The following is a 17,881-nucleotide window of genomic DNA, read 5'->3' as shown; positions in this document are numbered from 1 at the left end:
TAACAATAAATGGAGTGCCAACAATGAAACTACGCAACTTCCTGGCAGCGGCTGTTACTGCTGCATCATTTTCCCTTTCTGCTTCTATGACTGTGCAGGCTGAGCCTGTTTATGTCGCTGCCACTGCGATCGTCGAGCATCCGGCACTGGATGCCGTCCGTGACGGTATGAAGGAAACGCTGTCAAAGCATGGTTACAGCGGCGACAACCTGAAATTTACCTATGAGAGCGCGCAGGGCAATCCGGCTATCGCGGCACAGATCGCCCGTAAGATGGTCGGTGAAGCACCGGATGTGATCGTAGCGATCTCCACCCCGTCGGCGCAGAGTGCGGTCAGCGCGACGCAGGATATTCCGGTGGTTTTCTCGGCGGTAACTGATCCGTTGAGTGCAAAACTGGTGAGCAATTTCGACAAACCGGGCAAGAACGTAACCGGGCTGTCTGATATGTCTCCGGTACAGCAGCATCTGGAACTGATCATGGAGTTCCTGCCGAATCTGGAGCGGGTGGGTGTGCCATACAACCCGGGTGAGCCAAACGCCGTGGCGCTGGTTGAACTGCTGAAGATTGAAGCCTTCAAGATGGGAATCGAGATTGTTGAAGCACCTTCGCCAAAATCCTCTGACGTGATGGTGGCCAGCCAGAAACTGATCGGCAAAGTGGATGCGATCTACTGCCCGACAGATAACACCATTCTGACTGCACTGGAGTCTGTGGTTAAGGTGGGTATTGACGGTCGTCTGCCGGTATTTGCTGCAGAAACCAATGCGGTTGAGCGTGGTGCAGTCGCGGCACTGGGCTTCGATTACGAAGATATCGGTCGTCAGACCGGTGAAGTCGTTGTACGTATCCTCAAGGGTGAAAGCGCAGGTGATATTGCGGTACGCGTGGCTGACGGTTCTGAGCTGCACGTTAACCCGAAAATGGCACAGCGGATGGGTGTTGAGATCCCGCAGTCTGTATTGGCCCGTGCCACTAAAGTGATCCAGTAAGTTAGAGGTAGGCTCTGATGTCTCTGTTTTCTTTCCTGGGTACGCTGGAGATCGGTCTGATTTTCGGGCTGGTCGCTATCGGCGTATACCTGACATTCCGTGTACTGGATTTTCCGGATCTGACAGTAGACGGTAGTTTTACCATGGGCGCGGCGATTGCCGCAGCCCTGATCCTTGCCGGGGTGAATGCCTATGTGGCGACCCTCTGCGCGGTTATTGGCGGGGCGGCAGCCGGCATGGTAACCGCCTGGCTGAATTTGCGGTTTAACATTCTGCATCTGCTGGCCAGTATCCTGACCATGACGGCACTCTACACCATTAATCTGCGGATTATGGGTAAGCCTAATCTGGCGCTGATTATGGAACCGACTGTGCTGTCACCGTTTGAGGCGCTGGGCCTTTCCAATATGTACCTCAAGGTGATCTTTGTCGCGGTTGTGGTTGTGCTGGTGGGTCTGGCGATCGCTTATTTCCTCAATACCCAGTACGGCATGGGGATGCGTGCAACCGGCGCAAACCCACGTATGGCACAGGCCAACGGCATTGTCATTAAGCAGAAGATCTATGCAGGTCTGGCGCTGTCGAATGGTCTGGTTGCACTGGCCGGGGCGTTGTTTGCCCAGACCAATGGCTTTGCTGATTCGACCATGGGGATCGGCACCATTGTGGTGGGTCTGGCGGCGGTGATTGTCGGTGAAAGCCTGTTTGGCAGCCGCTCGATGCTGGTGATTATCTTTAGCTGCATTATCGGCTCGCTGCTTTACCGTTTGGCTGTATCGGTGGCGTTGAATGCTGATTTCCTTGGCTTTACCACCTCTGACCTCAACCTGATTACTGCGTTGCTGGTAGCGCTGGCACTGATCGTGCCGCATATCCGTCGCGAACAGAAAGCGCGCAAAGCTGCTGCCGGAGGTGAAGCATGATCAGTTGTAAAGATATCAAAGTGACCTTCAATGCCGGCATGGCGACCGAAAAACGAGCGCTGCGTGGTGTGGATCTTGAGATTCCGCAGGGTGAGTTTGTCACCGTGATCGGTTCGAACGGCGCGGGTAAATCCACGCTGCTGAATACCATTGCCGGTGATATCCGTGCCAGCAGCGGTAAGTTGCTGTTTGATGCCTGGGATGTGACCAAAGTATCCGCGGCAGGACGTACCCGTGATGTAGCGCGTGTGTTTCAGGACCCGCTGGCGGGTACCTGCGGCAATATGACGGTCGAGGAAAACATGGCGCTGGCTTACGGGCGGGGTAAGCGCGGTGGATTGCTGCCGGCGCTGAATGATGACCTGCGTGAGCTGTTCCGCGAACAACTTAAGCGCCTGAATCTGGGGCTGGAAAACCGTCTCGATGCCGAGATGGGTTTGCTTTCCGGTGGTCAGCGTCAGTCGATCAGTTTGCTGATGTCTGCACTGCAGCCGAGCAAAATCCTGCTGCTGGATGAGCATACCGCGGCACTCGACCCTAAAACGGCTGCGCTGGTGATGGAGATTACCGACCAGATTGTCGCTGAGAAAAAGCTCACAGTGATGATGGTCACACACTCCATGCGACAGGCACTGGATCACGGTACCCGAACCATCATGATGCATGAAGGCAAAGTGATGTTTGACCTCAAAGGTGAAGAGCGCAGCCAGTACGACGTCAAAGACCTGCTTAATCTGTTCGCCAAAGCGCGTGGAGATGGCGAAGAACTGGATGACGACAAGCTGTTGCTTGGCGCCTGACACAAGATTCGGACCCGACGCAACCAGTACAGGAGAGACCCGAGTGGACCCAGGGAGGGTGCGTTGAGTCCGTTTAACCCGGCAATGACCGGATCTGTAAACAACAATAATAGGAAATCAGAATGAAACTTAAACAGTTGAGTGTTGCTGTCATGGCACTGACTGCACTGTCTGGCACACAAGCTATGGCGGCAGAAGGGGACAACGGCTGGAATGTAGACCTGGGCTTCCGTACCTTCTACATGAACCGTGATTTTGATCAGGGTATTCCGGATACCATCGCAGCGGGTCAGGCGATTCGTCTGGACGTTGATTCACCTATGTGGAATGACACCATCGGCTTCGGTCTGGGTGCAGTTCACGTGGCTGAGCTGATCGATGAGAAAACCGTTAACTCCTCTGATGTACTGAACCCTGAAGGCGACGGTTATACCACGCTGGAACAGGCATACATCAAGTTCAAACCGCTGGACAATCTGCAGATTAATGCCGGTCGTATGGTGCTGATGACGCCACTGCTGAACGACCTGACATCCCGTATCTCCGCGCCGAGCACACAGGGTGTTCACGCGACTGCCAGCTTTGAAAATGGCAGTGTGTATGCGATCTACTCTGACGAAGCATCTATGAACAACCAGGAGGGCTTTGTGCCTTACGCGGTTAATGGTGAGGAGTACGAGATCGTATCTCTGGGTGGTACCTATAAATTTGCCAATGGTCTGAGCACGCACCTGCAGTACGCAGTGGCTGACGATTACCAGAAGCAGAGCTACATCAATGTGGCTTACCCGACGCAACTGGGTGACTACGATCTGATGCTGGACCTGACCCACATGCGTGGTGAAGACGATGGTGCACTGTACGGCAGCGATTACGACAGTCATTTGACCGGTCTGACTGCACGCCTGTCACAGGGCAATCTGGCTTATACCCTCGCTTACCAGACTATTGGTGGCAGCGCCGGATATGACCAGAAGTGGGGTGGCGATGACAACACTCAGTTCTTTACCTGGGGCGCAGTTCAGTTGCTGGACTTCAATGCCAAAGATGAGCAGTCACTGCAGGCGCGTATCGACTACGATGTGCCTTCTGTACCGGGTCTGCACCTGATGGCACGTCATACCGAGAGCTGGGATATCGATTACAGCGGTGGTGATGATGGCCAGCGTCGTGAAACCAACGTCGATGTTAAATACACCCTGCAGGAGGGTGCGGCTAAAGGTCTGAGCATGCGTCTGCGTGTGGCGAAGGCTGATGGCGATGCGGCGGTTGTACCACGTATCAACGATATCCGCTTCATTGTGGATTACAAAACAAACCTGTTCTAACGGGTTTTGTTCAGGGTTCACCGGGTCCCCCTTCACCCGGCGAACCCGACCTCAGGAGACCGTGTAAAAACTGCTTCCCGGCGGTGTAGTTTTTAGACGGCCTCCAAAACCGTTCTGTTACCTCGTGCGGATTTGTCCTGGCTCTCATCAATGGGTTGCCGCACAGGGTATCACCCTGGATCTTTTGCTCCTTCTTCCTCTCGGCAAAACAGATCCACTCGTGGTTAGACTGTCGAAACCGCGTTTCGGCGGAGGCATTTTGCCTCCGCCATTTTTTTAACTGAAATCCAGTAATTCCACGTCAAAGATCAGGGTTGAACCCGGGGTAATGATCCCGGCAGCGGAATCACCGTAAGCCAGATCAGCAGGAATAAACAGGCGGGTTTTTTCACCGACAACCATCAACTGCAGGCCTTCAGTCCAGCCCCGGATCACCTGATTCAGACCAAACTCAATCGGTTCGCCGCGCTCAACAGAGCTGTCAAACACCCGGCCATCGATCAGGGTGCCATGGTAATGCACCTTAACCCGTGAAGTGGCAATTGGGTGAGACTCACCACTGCCAGACTCCAGAACCTTATACTGAAGACCCGAAGAGGTGGTGATCACGCCTTCATTGCCGGCATTCTGTTGCAGGAACTGGTCACCTGCCAGACGGTTGTTCCGGGCCTGTTGCTTAGCTTTTTGATGGTTGCGGTAGAGAAAGACAATAATGATCAGGACCAGCAGGGGGATCAGATAACTCATAAATAAAGGGCTCCATACAGCTCAAGACAGTGGCAACCGGGATGGCGGGACTGTCGTTATGACTGAGAAAATTAATCCAGCCCTAAGGATGATCAAAATTGTTATTTTAAACAACCGGTTAACAGGATAATGTGGAGCAGGATAAGCATTCGGGAGTGAGTATGAGTCAGGAAAAAGGGAAGTTGGTCTATAGCTGTGAGATTCCGGTACGCTGGGGCGATATGGATGCCTATGGTCATGTGAATAATGCGGTCTATATCCGATATATAGAGGAAGCACGGGTACAGTTGATTGAGAAGATCGGCGTGGAGATGGATCCTAACGGCCTGGCACCCGTGGTGATTAATGTCGGTTGCACCTTCCTCAAACCCGTTGTCTACCCTGACCGGGTACGGATTGACTGTTATGTTAAAGACCCCGGCCGTTCCAGCTTTATGACCGAGTATGAGATCTACAGCCAGCGCTCTCCTGAATCACCGGTGAGTATTGGTTATGCCAAAGTGGTGTGGATCGATCACCGTACCGAAAAATCGGTGGAGTTGCCCGCTCAGGTACGCTCATTTGTCAGCTAATCACTCAGATTGCAATCAGCTTATCCGGGGCCGGTGCGCGTTCCAGAGGTGTTGGTGCCTGTTTGCCCGGGCGGCTTTTAGCGTGGCTGATCTGAGCAAGGTTGAATGCAAGATAGTCGTGCAGCCAGCGCTGATATAGCTGAATCCAGTCACACATATGTTCTTCAAGGCTGGCGTAGTCGGCCTTAAACCCGGCTTCAAGATCCGCCGGACTGTAGAGTAACCCCTGTTTCAGGTCGGCATAGCTCGGTTCGGCGCCGGTGTAGCTTTCCATTGTCAGGCGTTCACCAAACACAGGCCTCAGAATCTGCGCGACGGCGGCATTGCTGCACGCACCTTTTTGCGCGGCATCTGCCAATAACTCAGCGGCTAAGGGATCAAAGCAGTCCAGCGTCCCGTCACAATAGCGTAAAGCGATAAGAACACCCTCGAAGCGATAGAGGCTGCAGATCTTTTTATCTAACAGTGTCTGGTACCGGCGTTTCTGCAGGGCAGGATCGAACTCCTCCAGCATCGCCTGATAAAACGCATCCAGTTCTTCGAGGGCTTCAGTATCAGCCTGTAACAGGCTCTGCTGTTGCTGAATAGAATCATCAATAGAGATATGACTCATAGGATGACGTTGAAGAGGGGTGTTGCGATTAACCATGATCCTTATACCTGAGCTAAAAGTAGACTGTTGTCGGTTCGGTATAAGCTCAGCAAGATCAATACCAGTTAGATAAAACGTATACAAAACAATCAGTTTTTAAATCAACCTGTCGCCCGGGCGGCGATCAATGGCAACCGGTTGCCGCTTTGTCTGATTAACTGCTTGCCGGGGCAAAAAGCGGCAGTGAGCCCGGGTGAGAACAGCCTTGTTCCGTAAATAGGTGAAAAAAACTAACCGATACGCTGAGGATTGATCGTTTGCTGCAACCGCGTGAGGGAGATTATTATGGCCTCATCAAGCAGACAGACACAGGAATTACCCCATGAAAACTGAAACCGTTGAGTATTACATCGAAGAAGCCCGCAAGCAGCGCAGCGAATTCACTGCAGAACTGTTTTCTCTGTTGGTTAAGAAAATTAAATCATTGCTGCAGATTGAACTGCCGCAGGTTATTCCGGGACCACTGGCTCATCGTTAAGCGAGCCAGTTTTACCCGCCTTCAGTCTGAGGCCGTTGTTCAACCAGACTGCACCTCTTTCGGCGAGGCTTTTAACAGCAGCGTCAATCCAATCCCCATCGATGTCAGGCTGGCCGCCAGCAGATAGCTGGAACTGAAAGACTGGCTCTGTTCTGCCAGATAGCCTGCCAGAGTTGGCCCGAAGATCTGGCCGATACCAAAAAAGAACGTTATATAGCCAAAGACTTTTCCCGCTTCAGCGGGTGGCAGTGTGTCGCTGACCAGCGCTGCGATAATCGCGGGTATACTGAACGCGGTCATACCAAATAACAGCAGCGAAACATAAAGCGCCGCTTCACCCAGCTCGGTAGCCACCAGAAGATAGGCCAGAGTTTGCAGCGCAAACACCACTACCAGCCCGGTTTTACGACCAAAATGATCGGAAACCCAGCCAAACAGGGCGCCCGAAAACATACTGATTACGCCAATACCCATCCACAAAGCGCCGGCAAATGATTCACTGAACTCATAATCTGCGATCAGGCTGGTGACGATAAACGTGGTATAGATCACGTAGGTAAAGCCAAACATAAAGTAGATTGCGCCGATATGACTGATCAGCCGGAAACGGTTATCCGGGGATGCCGACGTGGTGACAGGTGGCGGACTGTGCTCAGATTCACCATAGGGGCGCAAGCCCGTCTGGGCCGGATTATTTTGAATCAGCATTGCCACGGCTACTGTCAGCAGGGCGGTTGCCAGTGCAAACGTGCCCCAGCCAATTCGCCAGCCGGTTTCAGCCCACTGACTGTTAAGCCAGGGGACCAGCAGACCACTGGCCACAATACCCAGCCCGTTACCAAAGATCATGTAGCCGGCACTGCGGCCACGGTACTTTTTGCTGAACCAGTGTGCGATCAGGGTCATGCTGGTGATATTGGCGGCACCGCTACCGATACCGGTAATAAAGTACATCAGGATAATCAGCCAGAGCTGGCTGCTGAAGCTGACGCAGAGCATGCTGGCGGCGATCAGTCCCAGCCCGGTGACGATGGTGTTACGTTCGCCCAGTCGGGAGATCATCTTGCCGCAAAGAAACACTGAGAGCAGATAGCCAATAAAATTTCCGGTACTGATAAATCCCATCTGGGTGTAACTGAGATCCAGATTCTCGCCCATGGAAGGGAGCAGCATGCCCAGTGCAAACCGGGCCAGACCCATGCAGCAGAACAGGGTCATTGCCCCGGCCAGAACAATAGTCCAGGCGTAGTGAAGCGAGCGGAGATTCATGGGTGGGAAGGTTCTTAACTAATTAATATGTAAATGAATTTTAGAACTTTAGTGGCGCTCAGACAAGCAGCAGTCAGCAGTAAGTGGCTGAGCAGGGTGCAATAGCCAGAGGCGTATTGCACCGGGTCCGGTGAGTCCCGCTAATCCATCGGTGCCATCGTTAAAACACAAAAAAGGGCGCCGTAGCGCCCTTTTTCAATGAACCGTCAGCTTAGCTGAACTGGTTCATGGTGTTGTCTTTACCTGCCGCTTTCAGTGCAGCTTCACCGGCAAAGTATTCTTTGTGGTCGTCGCCCATGTCGGAACCCGCCATGTTCTGGTGCTTAACACATGCGATGCCCTGACGGATCTCTTTACGCTGTACGCCAGCCACGTAGCCCAGCATACCCTGATCACCGAAGTACTCTTTCGCCAGGTTGTCAGTAGACAGCGCAGCAGTGTGGTAAGTCGGCAGTGTGATCAGGTGGTGGAAGATACCCGCTTCGCGAGCGGCATCCGCCTGGAAGGTACGGATCTTGTCATCCGCAGCCGCAGCCAGATCAGACTCATCGTATTCAGCAGACATCAGGTTGTTACGATCGTATGCAGATACGTCTTTACCTTCTTCAGTCCATGCATCGAATACCTGCTGACGGAAGTTCAGAGTCCAGTTGAAAGATGGAGAGTTGTTGTAAACCAGTTTCGCATTCGGAATCACTTCACGGATGCGGTTAACCATGCCACCGATCTGGCCAACGTGTGGCTTCTCAGTTTCGATCCACAGCAGGTCAGCACCGTTCTGCAGGGAAGTGATGCAGTCCAGTACGCAGCGGTCTTCACCTGTGCCTGCACGGAACTGGAACAGGTTAGAAGGCAGACGCTTAGGACGCAGCAGCTTGCCGTCACGGTTCAGGACAACGTCGCCGTTAGCCAGATCAGCCGGTGCAACTTCTTCGCAATCCAGGAAGCTGTTGTACTGGTCGCCCAGATCGCCTGGTTCACGAGTTACTGCGATCTGCTTGGTCAGGCCAGCACCCAGAGAGTCAGTACGGGCAACGATCACACCGTCGTCTACACCCAGCTCCAGGAACGCGTAGCGAACTGCGCGGATCTTAGCCAGGAAGTCTTCGTGAGGAACGGTTACTTTACCGTCCTGGTGACCACACTGTTTCTCGTCAGATACCTGGTTTTCGATCTGGATGCAGCAAGCACCGGCTTCGATCATCTGCTTAGCCAGCAGGTAAGTCGCTTCAGCGTTACCGAAACCTGCATCGATGTCAGCAATGATTGGCACAACGTGAGTCTGGTGGTTGTCGATCTGATCCTGGATCTGCGCTTCTTCAGCGGCATTGCCGGCTTCACGAGCTGCATCCAGTGCGCGGAACAGGCCGCCCAGTTCACGTGCATCAGCCTGACGCAGGAAGGTGTACAGTTCTTCGATCAGACCGGATACAGACGTTTTCTCGTGCATGGACTGGTCTGGCAGAGGACCGAAGTCAGAGCGCAGCGCAGCAACCATCCAGCCGGACAGGTACAGGTAGCGACGGTCAGTGCTGTTGAAGTGCTTCTTGATAGAGATCATCTTCTGCTGACCGATGAAACCGTGCCAGCAACCCAGAGACTGAGTGTACTGGGAGCTGTCTGCGTCGTAACGCTCCATGTCTTTACGCATGATCGCAGCAGTGTACTTAGCGATGTCCAGACCGGTTTTGAATTTGTTCTGGGCACGCATACGCGCAGCGTATTCAGGGTTGATTGCGTTCCAGGAAGCGCCTTGGGCTGCTTTCAGGGTAGCTACGGAATCGATATCTTGTTTCAGTGTAGACATGGTAGATCCTCTACAGTGTAACCTGTATTTGTATAGTTAGTTCGGGCCCCGCAATGCGTGACCGGAAATCCCTTAGCTCAACGTATTTATTCAGAAAATCACCGCAGCGAGATTCTGCCCGACAGAACGGTTGAGTCATTCTGCTAGCTTAGTGGTTGGCATAATGGGGCTATTTCGCAGCTGCGTCAAAGCGACTTTTTGTGCATATGCAAAAATGTAGTTTTACTACCGCAATGGTGGGGGCAGTACTGTAAATTAACTACATTACATGATCTGGCATACTCCTCTGAGCGCCACTGAATATGGGGTTTTCAGCGCTCGGTCTTAAGTAGTAGCGACTTAGGTATAGCAGTTAGTGCGACTCTTTTACAAGAAATAATGGAATTAAAATAAGTTTTTTAATAGCTAAAAGATCTATATGTTTTTGACTACAAAATGCTTTCAATTCCTTGAATTTAAAGGAGTTGGCAAAGAATTACCGAATAAAATCTGGCTGACTGGTTTTTTATGGGTTTTGTCATTGTGCTTATTGTCCGGCAAGGGCTTTAACCTGCGCTCTGCTGTTATGTTTTGGGATGATTCCTGAGGAGTAATCAGTCAATTTATAAGCCGGATGACCGATTCATGTTGAGGAGAATTGATGACTATTTAAGGTTTTTATGCTGCGGTGCAAAAGGTGAATTTAGTCACCAGACTTATCAGGCGGGGAGAGTTCGTAGATAATGTCGCACAGATATTTTTCAGCCGGAGCAGAGGAATGCAGGTGTTAAAACGAAAGCTGACGATTCATATGGATGCGGCCCTGATGATGGGAGCCCTGTTTGTGGTTTCCATCGCCATCAATGTGCTGTTGCTGCAACAGAATCAGGAACTGAGCGATACCAACTACCGACAGTCAATTAAGTTGATTGAAAACGATATGAACCTCAGCTCGCAGCAGAATTATATAGAAAAGCTCAATCGTGAGTGCAAGGATAAACCAGCCGAATAAGGCCGCAGGGTACAATAGCCAGAGGCGTATTGCACCGGGTCCGGTGAGTCCCGCTAATCCATCGGTGCCATCGTTAAAACACAAAAAAGGGCGCCGTAGCGCCCTTTTTCAATGAACCGTCAGCTTAGCTGAACTGGTTCATGGTGTTGTCTTTACCTGCCGCTTTCAGTGCAGCTTCACCGGCAAAGTATTCTTTGTGGTCGTCGCCCATGTCGGAACCCGCCATGTTCTGGTGCTTAACACATGCGATGCCCTGACGGATCTCTTTACGCTGTACGCCAGCCACGTAGCCCAGCATACCCTGATCACCGAAGTACTCTTTCGCCAGGTTGTCAGTAGACAGCGCAGCAGTGTGGTAAGTCGGCAGTGTGATCAGGTGGTGGAAGATACCCGCTTCGCGAGCGGCATCCGCCTGGAAGGTACGGATCTTGTCATCCGCAGCCGCAGCCAGATCAGACTCATCGTATTCAGCAGACATCAGGTTGTTACGATCGTATGCAGATACGTCTTTACCTTCTTCAGTCCATGCATCGAATACCTGCTGACGGAAGTTCAGAGTCCAGTTGAAAGATGGAGAGTTGTTGTAAACCAGTTTCGCATTCGGAATCACTTCACGGATGCGGTTAACCATGCCACCGATCTGGCCAACGTGTGGCTTCTCAGTTTCGATCCACAGCAGGTCAGCACCGTTCTGCAGGGAAGTGATGCAGTCCAGTACGCAGCGGTCTTCACCTGTGCCTGCACGGAACTGGAACAGGTTAGAAGGCAGACGCTTAGGACGCAGCAGCTTGCCGTCACGGTTCAGGACAACGTCGCCGTTAGCCAGATCAGCCGGTGCAACTTCTTCGCAATCCAGGAAGCTGTTGTACTGGTCGCCCAGATCGCCTGGTTCACGAGTTACTGCGATCTGCTTGGTCAGGCCAGCACCCAGAGAGTCAGTACGGGCAACGATCACACCGTCGTCTACACCCAGCTCCAGGAACGCGTAGCGAACTGCGCGGATCTTAGCCAGGAAGTCTTCGTGAGGAACGGTTACTTTACCGTCCTGGTGACCACACTGTTTCTCGTCAGATACCTGGTTTTCGATCTGGATGCAGCAAGCACCGGCTTCGATCATCTGCTTAGCCAGCAGGTAAGTCGCTTCAGCGTTACCGAAACCTGCATCGATGTCAGCAATGATTGGCACAACGTGAGTCTGGTGGTTGTCGATCTGATCCTGGATCTGCGCTTCTTCAGCGGCATTGCCGGCTTCACGAGCTGCATCCAGTGCGCGGAACAGGCCGCCCAGTTCACGTGCATCAGCCTGACGCAGGAAGGTGTACAGTTCTTCGATCAGACCGGATACAGACGTTTTCTCGTGCATGGACTGGTCTGGCAGAGGACCGAAGTCAGAGCGCAGCGCAGCAACCATCCAGCCGGACAGGTACAGGTAGCGACGGTCAGTGCTGTTGAAGTGCTTCTTGATAGAGATCATCTTCTGCTGACCGATGAAACCGTGCCAGCAACCCAGAGACTGAGTGTACTGGGAGCTGTCTGCGTCGTAACGCTCCATGTCTTTACGCATGATCGCAGCAGTGTACTTAGCGATGTCCAGACCGGTTTTGAATTTGTTCTGGGCACGCATACGCGCAGCGTATTCAGGGTTGATTGCGTTCCAGGAAGCGCCTTGGGCTGCTTTCAGGGTAGCTACGGAATCGATATCTTTTTGTAATGTAGACATGGCTTTTCCTTCCATATTTTTTGTCAGCAGAGGTTTGGTGTGCTGCTTAAAAGTTTCGAAGTCGATTCTAGTGAGCGGATGGACATAATTGAAATAAATGGCCCTTATTTGCGCTATTTATTCTGTGAATAGTCCTGTGTTACTATTCTGCAACATCAGTAGTTATGCGGCTTTGCTATGAATCTCGATAAGATCGACTTAAACCTTTTGGTATACCTTGATGTCTTGCTCCGGGAGCGAAATGTGACCCGATCTGCCAGTTTGCTGGGGATTACTCAGCCGGCAATGAGCAATGGTTTGCGTCGATTACGTGAAACATTTGGTGATCCGCTGCTGGTGCGCACCAGTGATGGCATGGTACCCACTGAACGGGCGCAGACGCTGCAACCGCTGTTGCGCCAGATTCTGGCGTCGGTAGAGCAGGTGATTGAACCGAGCAGTGATTTCGATGCCAGCAGCAGTGAGCGGGTGTTCCGAATCATGACCAGTGACTACGGTGAAGCTACGCTGTTACCGCGACTGCTTAAGCGTTTAAGTAAAGAAGCGCCGGATGTGGTACTGGACATTCTGACCCCCAGTGATATGAGTTTTCTTGAGGTTGAACAGGGTCTGGTTGATCTGGTTATCAACCGGTTTGATGAGATGCCGCAGTCGTTTCATCAGAAAACCCTGTGGCGCGATAGCTTCTCCTGCCTGTTCGCGGTTGATAACCCTCTGTCCCATGATTTCCGTCTTGAAACCTATGTGAAGGCCCGCCATGTCTGGGTCAGTAAAACCGGCATGGGCGCGGGGATGGGGATCACGCCAAAAGATACCAAACGTCTGGGGTGGGTAGATGAGGCGCTGGATGCCATTGGGCAAAAACGCCATATCGCCGTATTCACCCGCCACTATCAGTCCGCAGCGATGCTGGCTGAGCAGAAGGGGCTGGTTGCTACCATTCCCACCCGGGCAGCGGCGGCGCAGTCAGATAACCCGCGTCTGATTATGAAAAAGCCACCTTTTGAAATACCGGAGTTTGAACTGAAGATGGCCTGGAGCCCTCTGTTACAGCATAACGCGGCGCACCAGTGGATACGCCGGGTGATTACCGAAGTGGCTCAGAATACTGTTTCAAGCTAAAGAGGGTTTGTATCAGAGCGGGCATAAAACCGAGGCAGAATCAGCAGATCTGCCCGGATTGATCAGTGCCCGACACTGTTCGAAAACAGGTTGATGGTGAGTACGCCGGCAAGGATCAGACTGATACCCAGCAGGGCCGGGGTGTCGAGCTTCTGGTTGAAAACCGCCCAGCCAATCGCGCTGATCAGCACGATGCCGACGCCTGACCAGATGGCATAGGCGATGCCCACAGGTATGGTGCGAAGGGTCAGCGCCAGAAAGTAGAAAGAAACGGCATAGCCGATCACCACCAGTAATGACGGCCCCAGACGACTGAAGTTTTCACTCTCTTTGAGTGCTGAGGTGGCAATCACTTCAGAAAAGATAGCAATGCTCAAAAAAATCCAGTTTTTCATGTCGTTACAATCACTTAACAGGGTTTTCAGATGTAGATTAAAGTCCATTTATGCCGATGGGCTGATTGCATCTGGCGGGTCTGGTCTGTTGTTTCAGGAGGCAGTGGCTGCCTCCTGTCAGGGCTTGTGTATCAGTTGCCGTTGAATTTCGGTTCACGTTTTTCAACAAAGGCGGTGACGGCTTCCATATGATCGGCGGTGTTATGGCAGATCCCCTGCATCAGAGCGCACTGATCGAGAAACTCCGGCAGCTCCATCCGCTGTGCAGATTTCAGCAGGCGCTTGGTCATACGCAGTGCCTGCGGTGGCTTCGCTGCAATCTGGCGGGCCAGCGCTTCTGCCCGGGGTAACAGCGCATCCGGTTCGGTGACCTCAAGCAATATGCCCAGTTCCCGGGCTTCGTCTGCGGCAATGATTCGGCCGGTGAGGGTCAGTTCTGCGGCCCGCTGATAACCGATCAGACGCTGCAGGAACCAGGCGCCACCATCACCGGGGATGATGCCCAGATTGACGAAGGTCTCACCCAGTTTGGCGGCACTGGAACCGATCCGGATGTCACACATGCAGGTCAGGTCGAAACCTGCACCAATAGCAGGGCCGTTTACTGCTGCGATGACCGGAATATCCAGTTTTTCCATGGCCAGCGGAATACGCTGAATGCCCTGACGGTAGCGGTTCTGTACGGTGTAGACATCGCCGGCAAAAGCGCCGTCACTATGGGTACCCTCGCGTTCGGTCATCTCTTTGATATTACCGCCGGCGGAGAAGGCGCTGCCTTCACCGGTGAAAATAAGTACGGAGACTTCGGGTTCGCGGTTGGCCCAGTCAACGACTGAAAGGATATCGTCGATCAGCGCGGTTCCGGTGAGGGCATTACGCACATCGTGGCGCTGAAAGGTGAGGGTGGCTACACGATCACTCAGGGTAAGCTGGCTGTCTGTCAGGTTGGGTAGTTGCACTGCATTGCTCATCAGAGTCCACTCGGCTGTCCATTGGCTTTGCCGCAGTGTAGCAGAATCAGAAAAAGAAGTGAGGGATAGTACCTATCAGCTCTGTTGATAGGTACCGGGCCTCAGGCAGGCGGGCTTTTACTCTTCGCCGAGGAAGTAGAGTGATCCCTGTAAAAGCAGTGCCTTGATGAGCTGCAGGTTGCCATCACCTACCGGTATATCGGTGTGATAGAGGGCGCTGCAAAGCTGCTCTGCGAGGGGGATCTGATCCGGGCTGCAGGCACAGCCTTTACCGTCTACAAACAGGATAAACAGGTCGCCACTGCGATGGAAAGCGAACCTTGAGCCTTCATTGCGGCACAGGGGAATACCGGCACTGAGCAGGTTGCGGATCTCGCCTTCATCCATTTCAACGCTGTTTTCGCCGGCCTGATCGGGGTATTTCGGTTCGGTCATGAATTCACCGAACCAGTGGCTGATCAGTTCCCGGTCTTCACTGTAGCGACGCAGGATGGATTGCACCCGGTCAATCGCCTGATCGGTGATCTCACCGGGATTGTTCTGCAGTTTGAAGTCCGGGTCAGCGTAGCGCTCTTCGGCCGTTGTCAGGTTGTCGAGGTAGCGGCTGTAGCCTTCGAGCACCTCCTGATGTGAGGGCGCGCGGAAGCCAACAGAGTAGGTCATGCAATCATCACCGACAGCGTAACCGTTATGGCCGACGCGAGGGGGGAGGTACAGCATATCACCCGGGTTGAGTTCCCAGCGCTGTTCAGCTTCCCATTCGGGCAGGATCATGACGGGTACGTCATCACGGCGCGGCGAGTTTTCATCGTAGAGGCCGCCGACTTCCCAGCAGCGGGTACCGGAGGCCTGTATCAGGAAAACATCATAATTATCGTAATGGGGGCCTACGCCACCGCCGTCAGCGGCATAGCTGATCATCAGATCATCCAGTCGCCAGTTTGGCAGGAAGTTGAAGTGTTCTGCCAGCTCGCTCACTTCCGGCACCCAGTGGTCGACGGCCTGAACCAGCAGGCTCCAGTGGGAGGGGGGCAGTTCGGCAAAGGTCTCTTCGCTGAACGGGCCGTGTTTTAATTCCCACTCTTTGCCATCGGCTGACTGAATGATCAGCCGGGATTCAATATCCTGCTCCAGCGCCATGCCGGCGAGTTCATCAGCGCTGACGGGTGGTTCAAAGTCGGGAAAAGCATTCCGGATCAGCAGAGGTTTCTTCTGCCAGTATTCACGCAGAAACGTTTCTACGCTGATCTCTCCAAACAGAGTATCCACTAGTTGATCAACTCCATCAGTTGGTCTACAGCTTCTTCCATCTCCGCATAAACCTTGCGTTTGTCACGGGAGGCAAGCGCGGCAATCTTATTATTGCCCACTTTTTTCAGGCAGCGCTGAATGGTTTCGGCACATTCGCGAATACCTACGGCGTTGTAACCCATGGTCTTGGACTGGTCATGTATCTTCTGGATGCCGTCACGCAGATCATCTGCCTGTTTCAGCAGTTGTTGCAGATTCTCTTCCATTGTTTTCTCTATCCGTCAGTGCTTGTTGAGTTTGTCGACGGTCTCTTCAACAGAGGTCAGGATGCCGCGCAGCATATTCAGTTCAGTGCGCTCAGGCCGGGAACGGTTGAAGTAGCGTCGGAGCTTCTCCAGTACTTTACCCTCATGCTGGGGAATGATGAAGTGGGTGAGACGTAATACCTTTTCCAGATGTTCGTAAAACAGCGCCATCTCCCGTTGCCTTGGGTACTCCTCCTGAACCTCGGTGTAGGTTTTGTTCTCTGCGGCCATAAAGACTTCATAGCAGAGGAGCTGGATCGCCTGGGAGACGTTTAATACCGGATATTCAGGGTTGGCCGGGATATAAACATGGACGTTGCACTGCTGTAGTTCGTGGTTGTGCAGGCCCATGGTCTCACGGCCGAACACCAGTGCCACCTCGCCGGATCTGGCTTCCGCCACCACCCGCTCGGCCCCTTTGCGGGCATCCAGCAGAGGGAGATCAAAAGTGCGTTTGGTGCGTGCGCTGGTACCGATTACCAACTGGCAGTCGCCAATGGCTTCTTCGAGGGTGCTGACGACTATGGCACTGTCGAGTAGGTCTTTTGCGCCCGCCGCGCGGGAATCGGCCTCAGCGCTCGGATACTCTTCAGGGTCTACCAGATAGAGTTTGCTCAGCCCCATATTTTTCATGGCGCGGGCTGCAGCGCCGATATTGCCCGGATGGAAGGTGTTGATCAGGACAACTCTAACGTTAGATAACATCGCTTACTCTCACAATGCATCTACAAACCGGTTCAGGTCGTAGATAAATCGCTCTTTGTGCCACAAGTGCGGCGAATGATCGGAATTTTCGTATATATGCAGTTCAGACCCACTGATCTGCTGATGCACCCATTGCTGCAGTTCTGCACTGTAGAACTGGCTCTGATCGCCATAAATCAGCAGCGCAGGGCGTTCGATAGCGGCCAGTACCGGGCGGTAATCCTGCTGCGTAATGCTGTCCCAGCACCGGGTCAGCAGGGCGCCGGGTAGTTGCTCAAGGTATTCGCGCATCTGCTGGAAGCCACGGGAGTTCTGCTCATAGTTCTGCCGCGAACGCAGATTCATACCCTGACCTATCAGCTCCAGCACCGCCTCCGGGAAATCCTCGGTCAGACGTTGCAGAAAGCGTTGATTGCGCTGGCTGTCGAAGTTGCTGTAGACGCCGTGGCTCCAGTGCTGGTCGGTCACCAGTTTGGGTGACTGGTCAATCAGACAAAGGCCGGCCAGACGCTGCTGCCCATACTGGCGGATATATTCCCAGGCGGTAAGTGCGCCCATGGAGTGGCCGACCAGAATGGCATCATTAATGTTCAGATGTGTGAGCAGGCTTTCGAGATCTGTCGCCATCGCTGGCAGGCTTGTTTCGCTGTCAGGCTGATACGTGTGCGCCCCATGACCGCGGGCATCCCAGCAGACTACCCGATGGTTCTGTGCCAGCTCCGAAGCAAAAGGGAGCCACTCTCTGACGCTGGCGGTCCAGCCATGCAGAAATACCAGTGTCTTTTCGCCCTGACCAAGCGAGATATAGTGCAGGGTCGTACCGTCTTCGCGACTGAGTGATTCCATCTTCGTT

General features: G+C 53.1%; 19 protein-coding genes. 8 read left to right on the top strand and 11 right to left on the bottom strand.

Translation table 11 applies throughout. The features are described from left to right. The first annotated feature begins 23 nt into the window (after positions 1-23). From QUD59_RS18360 to QUD59_RS18345, 4 genes are all read left to right on the top strand, one after another. Positions 24-992 carry an ABC transporter substrate-binding protein gene (locus QUD59_RS18360; RefSeq protein ID WP_286238736.1) on the top strand — a complete coding sequence of 323 codons (969 nt, stop codon included), beginning with the start codon at positions 24-26 and terminating at the stop codon, positions 990-992. Positions 993-1,009: 17 nt separating this feature from the next. Next, entirely contained in the window at positions 1,010-1,915 is a 906-nt protein-coding gene (locus QUD59_RS18355; RefSeq protein ID WP_286238735.1) for an ABC transporter permease, read from the top strand. Then, positions 1,912-2,715 (top strand): ABC transporter ATP-binding protein, encoded by an 804-nt coding sequence (locus QUD59_RS18350; protein WP_286238734.1) that lies wholly within the window; start codon positions 1,912-1,914, stop codon positions 2,713-2,715. The genes QUD59_RS18355 and QUD59_RS18350 overlap by 4 nt, the downstream gene beginning before the upstream one ends. 122 nt (positions 2,716-2,837) lie before the next feature. Next, positions 2,838-4,043: an OprD family outer membrane porin gene (locus QUD59_RS18345; RefSeq protein WP_286238733.1), complete on the top strand. Its 1,206-nt coding sequence runs from the start codon at positions 2,838-2,840 to the stop codon at positions 4,041-4,043. Positions 4,044-4,319: 276 nt separating this feature from the next. Here QUD59_RS18345 and bamJ read toward each other — a convergent pair whose 3' ends face one another. Further along, a complete protein-coding gene (gene bamJ, locus QUD59_RS18340; protein WP_286238731.1) occupies positions 4,320-4,790 on the bottom strand; it encodes a BamJ family beta-barrel-assembly machinery protein in 471 nt (156 codons plus the stop codon). A gap of 161 nt (positions 4,791-4,951) precedes the next feature. Here bamJ and QUD59_RS18335 point away from each other — a divergent pair, with 161 nt between their 5' ends. Next, positions 4,952-5,362 carry an acyl-CoA thioesterase gene (locus QUD59_RS18335; protein WP_286238730.1) on the top strand — a complete coding sequence of 137 codons (411 nt, stop codon included), beginning with the start codon at positions 4,952-4,954 and terminating at the stop codon, positions 5,360-5,362. Positions 5,363-5,366: 4 nt separating this feature from the next. Here QUD59_RS18335 and QUD59_RS18330 read toward each other — a convergent pair whose 3' ends face one another. Further along, positions 5,367-6,011 (bottom strand): hypothetical protein, encoded by a 645-nt coding sequence (locus QUD59_RS18330; protein WP_286238729.1) that lies wholly within the window; start codon positions 6,009-6,011, stop codon positions 5,367-5,369. Between the two features lie 325 nt (positions 6,012-6,336). On the opposite strand from QUD59_RS18330, the gene QUD59_RS18325 reads away from it, so the two are divergent. Beyond that, positions 6,337-6,492 (top strand): RSP_7527 family protein, encoded by a 156-nt coding sequence (locus tag QUD59_RS18325; protein WP_286238728.1) that lies wholly within the window; start codon positions 6,337-6,339, stop codon positions 6,490-6,492. A gap of 39 nt (positions 6,493-6,531) precedes the next feature. Here QUD59_RS18325 and QUD59_RS18320 read toward each other — a convergent pair whose 3' ends face one another. Continuing rightward, positions 6,532-7,761, bottom strand: coding sequence for an MFS transporter (locus QUD59_RS18320; protein ID WP_286238727.1), 1,230 nt, complete (start codon positions 7,759-7,761; stop codon positions 6,532-6,534). 211 nt (positions 7,762-7,972) lie between these two features. Continuing rightward, the gene (locus QUD59_RS18315; RefSeq protein ID WP_286238726.1) at positions 7,973-9,568 is read right to left on the bottom strand and encodes an isocitrate lyase; all 1,596 of its coding nucleotides are present in this window, start codon (positions 9,566-9,568) and stop codon (positions 7,973-7,975) included. A 757-nt stretch (positions 9,569-10,325) separates the two neighbouring features. Here QUD59_RS18315 and QUD59_RS18310 point away from each other — a divergent pair. Continuing rightward, the gene (locus QUD59_RS18310) at positions 10,326-10,559 is read left to right on the top strand and encodes a hypothetical protein (protein WP_286238725.1); all 234 of its coding nucleotides are present in this window, start codon (positions 10,326-10,328) and stop codon (positions 10,557-10,559) included. Between the two features lie 124 nt (positions 10,560-10,683). Here QUD59_RS18310 and QUD59_RS18305 read toward each other — a convergent pair whose 3' ends face one another. After that, entirely contained in the window at positions 10,684-12,279 is a 1,596-nt protein-coding gene (locus QUD59_RS18305; protein ID WP_286238724.1) for an isocitrate lyase, read from the bottom strand. A 177-nt stretch (positions 12,280-12,456) separates the two neighbouring features. Between QUD59_RS18305 and QUD59_RS18300 the strand changes: the two genes are divergently transcribed. After that, complete coding sequence (locus QUD59_RS18300; protein ID WP_286238723.1) at positions 12,457-13,401, top strand: LysR family transcriptional regulator; 945 nt, start codon at positions 12,457-12,459, stop codon at positions 13,399-13,401. A 62-nt stretch (positions 13,402-13,463) separates the two neighbouring features. Here QUD59_RS18300 and QUD59_RS18295 read toward each other — a convergent pair whose 3' ends face one another. From QUD59_RS18295 to QUD59_RS18270, 6 genes are all read right to left on the bottom strand, one after another. Then, positions 13,464-13,796, bottom strand: coding sequence for a DMT family transporter (locus QUD59_RS18295; protein WP_286238722.1), 333 nt, complete (start codon positions 13,794-13,796; stop codon positions 13,464-13,466). Between the two features lie 131 nt (positions 13,797-13,927). Beyond that, positions 13,928-14,767, bottom strand: a complete 840-nt coding sequence (locus QUD59_RS18290; RefSeq protein WP_286238721.1) for an enoyl-CoA hydratase-related protein — start codon at positions 14,765-14,767, stop codon at positions 13,928-13,930. Between the two features lie 117 nt (positions 14,768-14,884). Further along, a complete protein-coding gene (locus QUD59_RS18285) occupies positions 14,885-16,036 on the bottom strand; it encodes a cupin domain-containing protein (protein ID WP_286238720.1) in 1,152 nt (383 codons plus the stop codon). Next, entirely contained in the window at positions 16,036-16,284 is a 249-nt protein-coding gene (locus tag QUD59_RS18280; protein ID WP_286238719.1) for a hypothetical protein, read from the bottom strand. Before QUD59_RS18280 ends, QUD59_RS18285 begins: the two co-directional genes overlap by 1 nt. A gap of 15 nt (positions 16,285-16,299) precedes the next feature. After that, a complete protein-coding gene (locus QUD59_RS18275; protein WP_286238718.1) occupies positions 16,300-17,028 on the bottom strand; it encodes an RNA methyltransferase in 729 nt (242 codons plus the stop codon). Positions 17,029-17,037: 9 nt separating this feature from the next. Then, positions 17,038-17,874, bottom strand: a complete 837-nt coding sequence (locus QUD59_RS18270; RefSeq protein ID WP_286238717.1) for an alpha/beta fold hydrolase — start codon at positions 17,872-17,874, stop codon at positions 17,038-17,040. Positions 17,875-17,881: the final 7 nt, after the last annotated feature.

The organism is Neptuniibacter halophilus (assembly GCF_030295765.1).
Lineage (GTDB): Bacteria > Pseudomonadota > Gammaproteobacteria > Pseudomonadales > Balneatricaceae > Neptuniibacter > Neptuniibacter halophilus.
The sequence above is the reverse complement of the archived record's forward strand: the minus strand, read 5'-3'. Positions and strand labels throughout refer to the sequence as shown.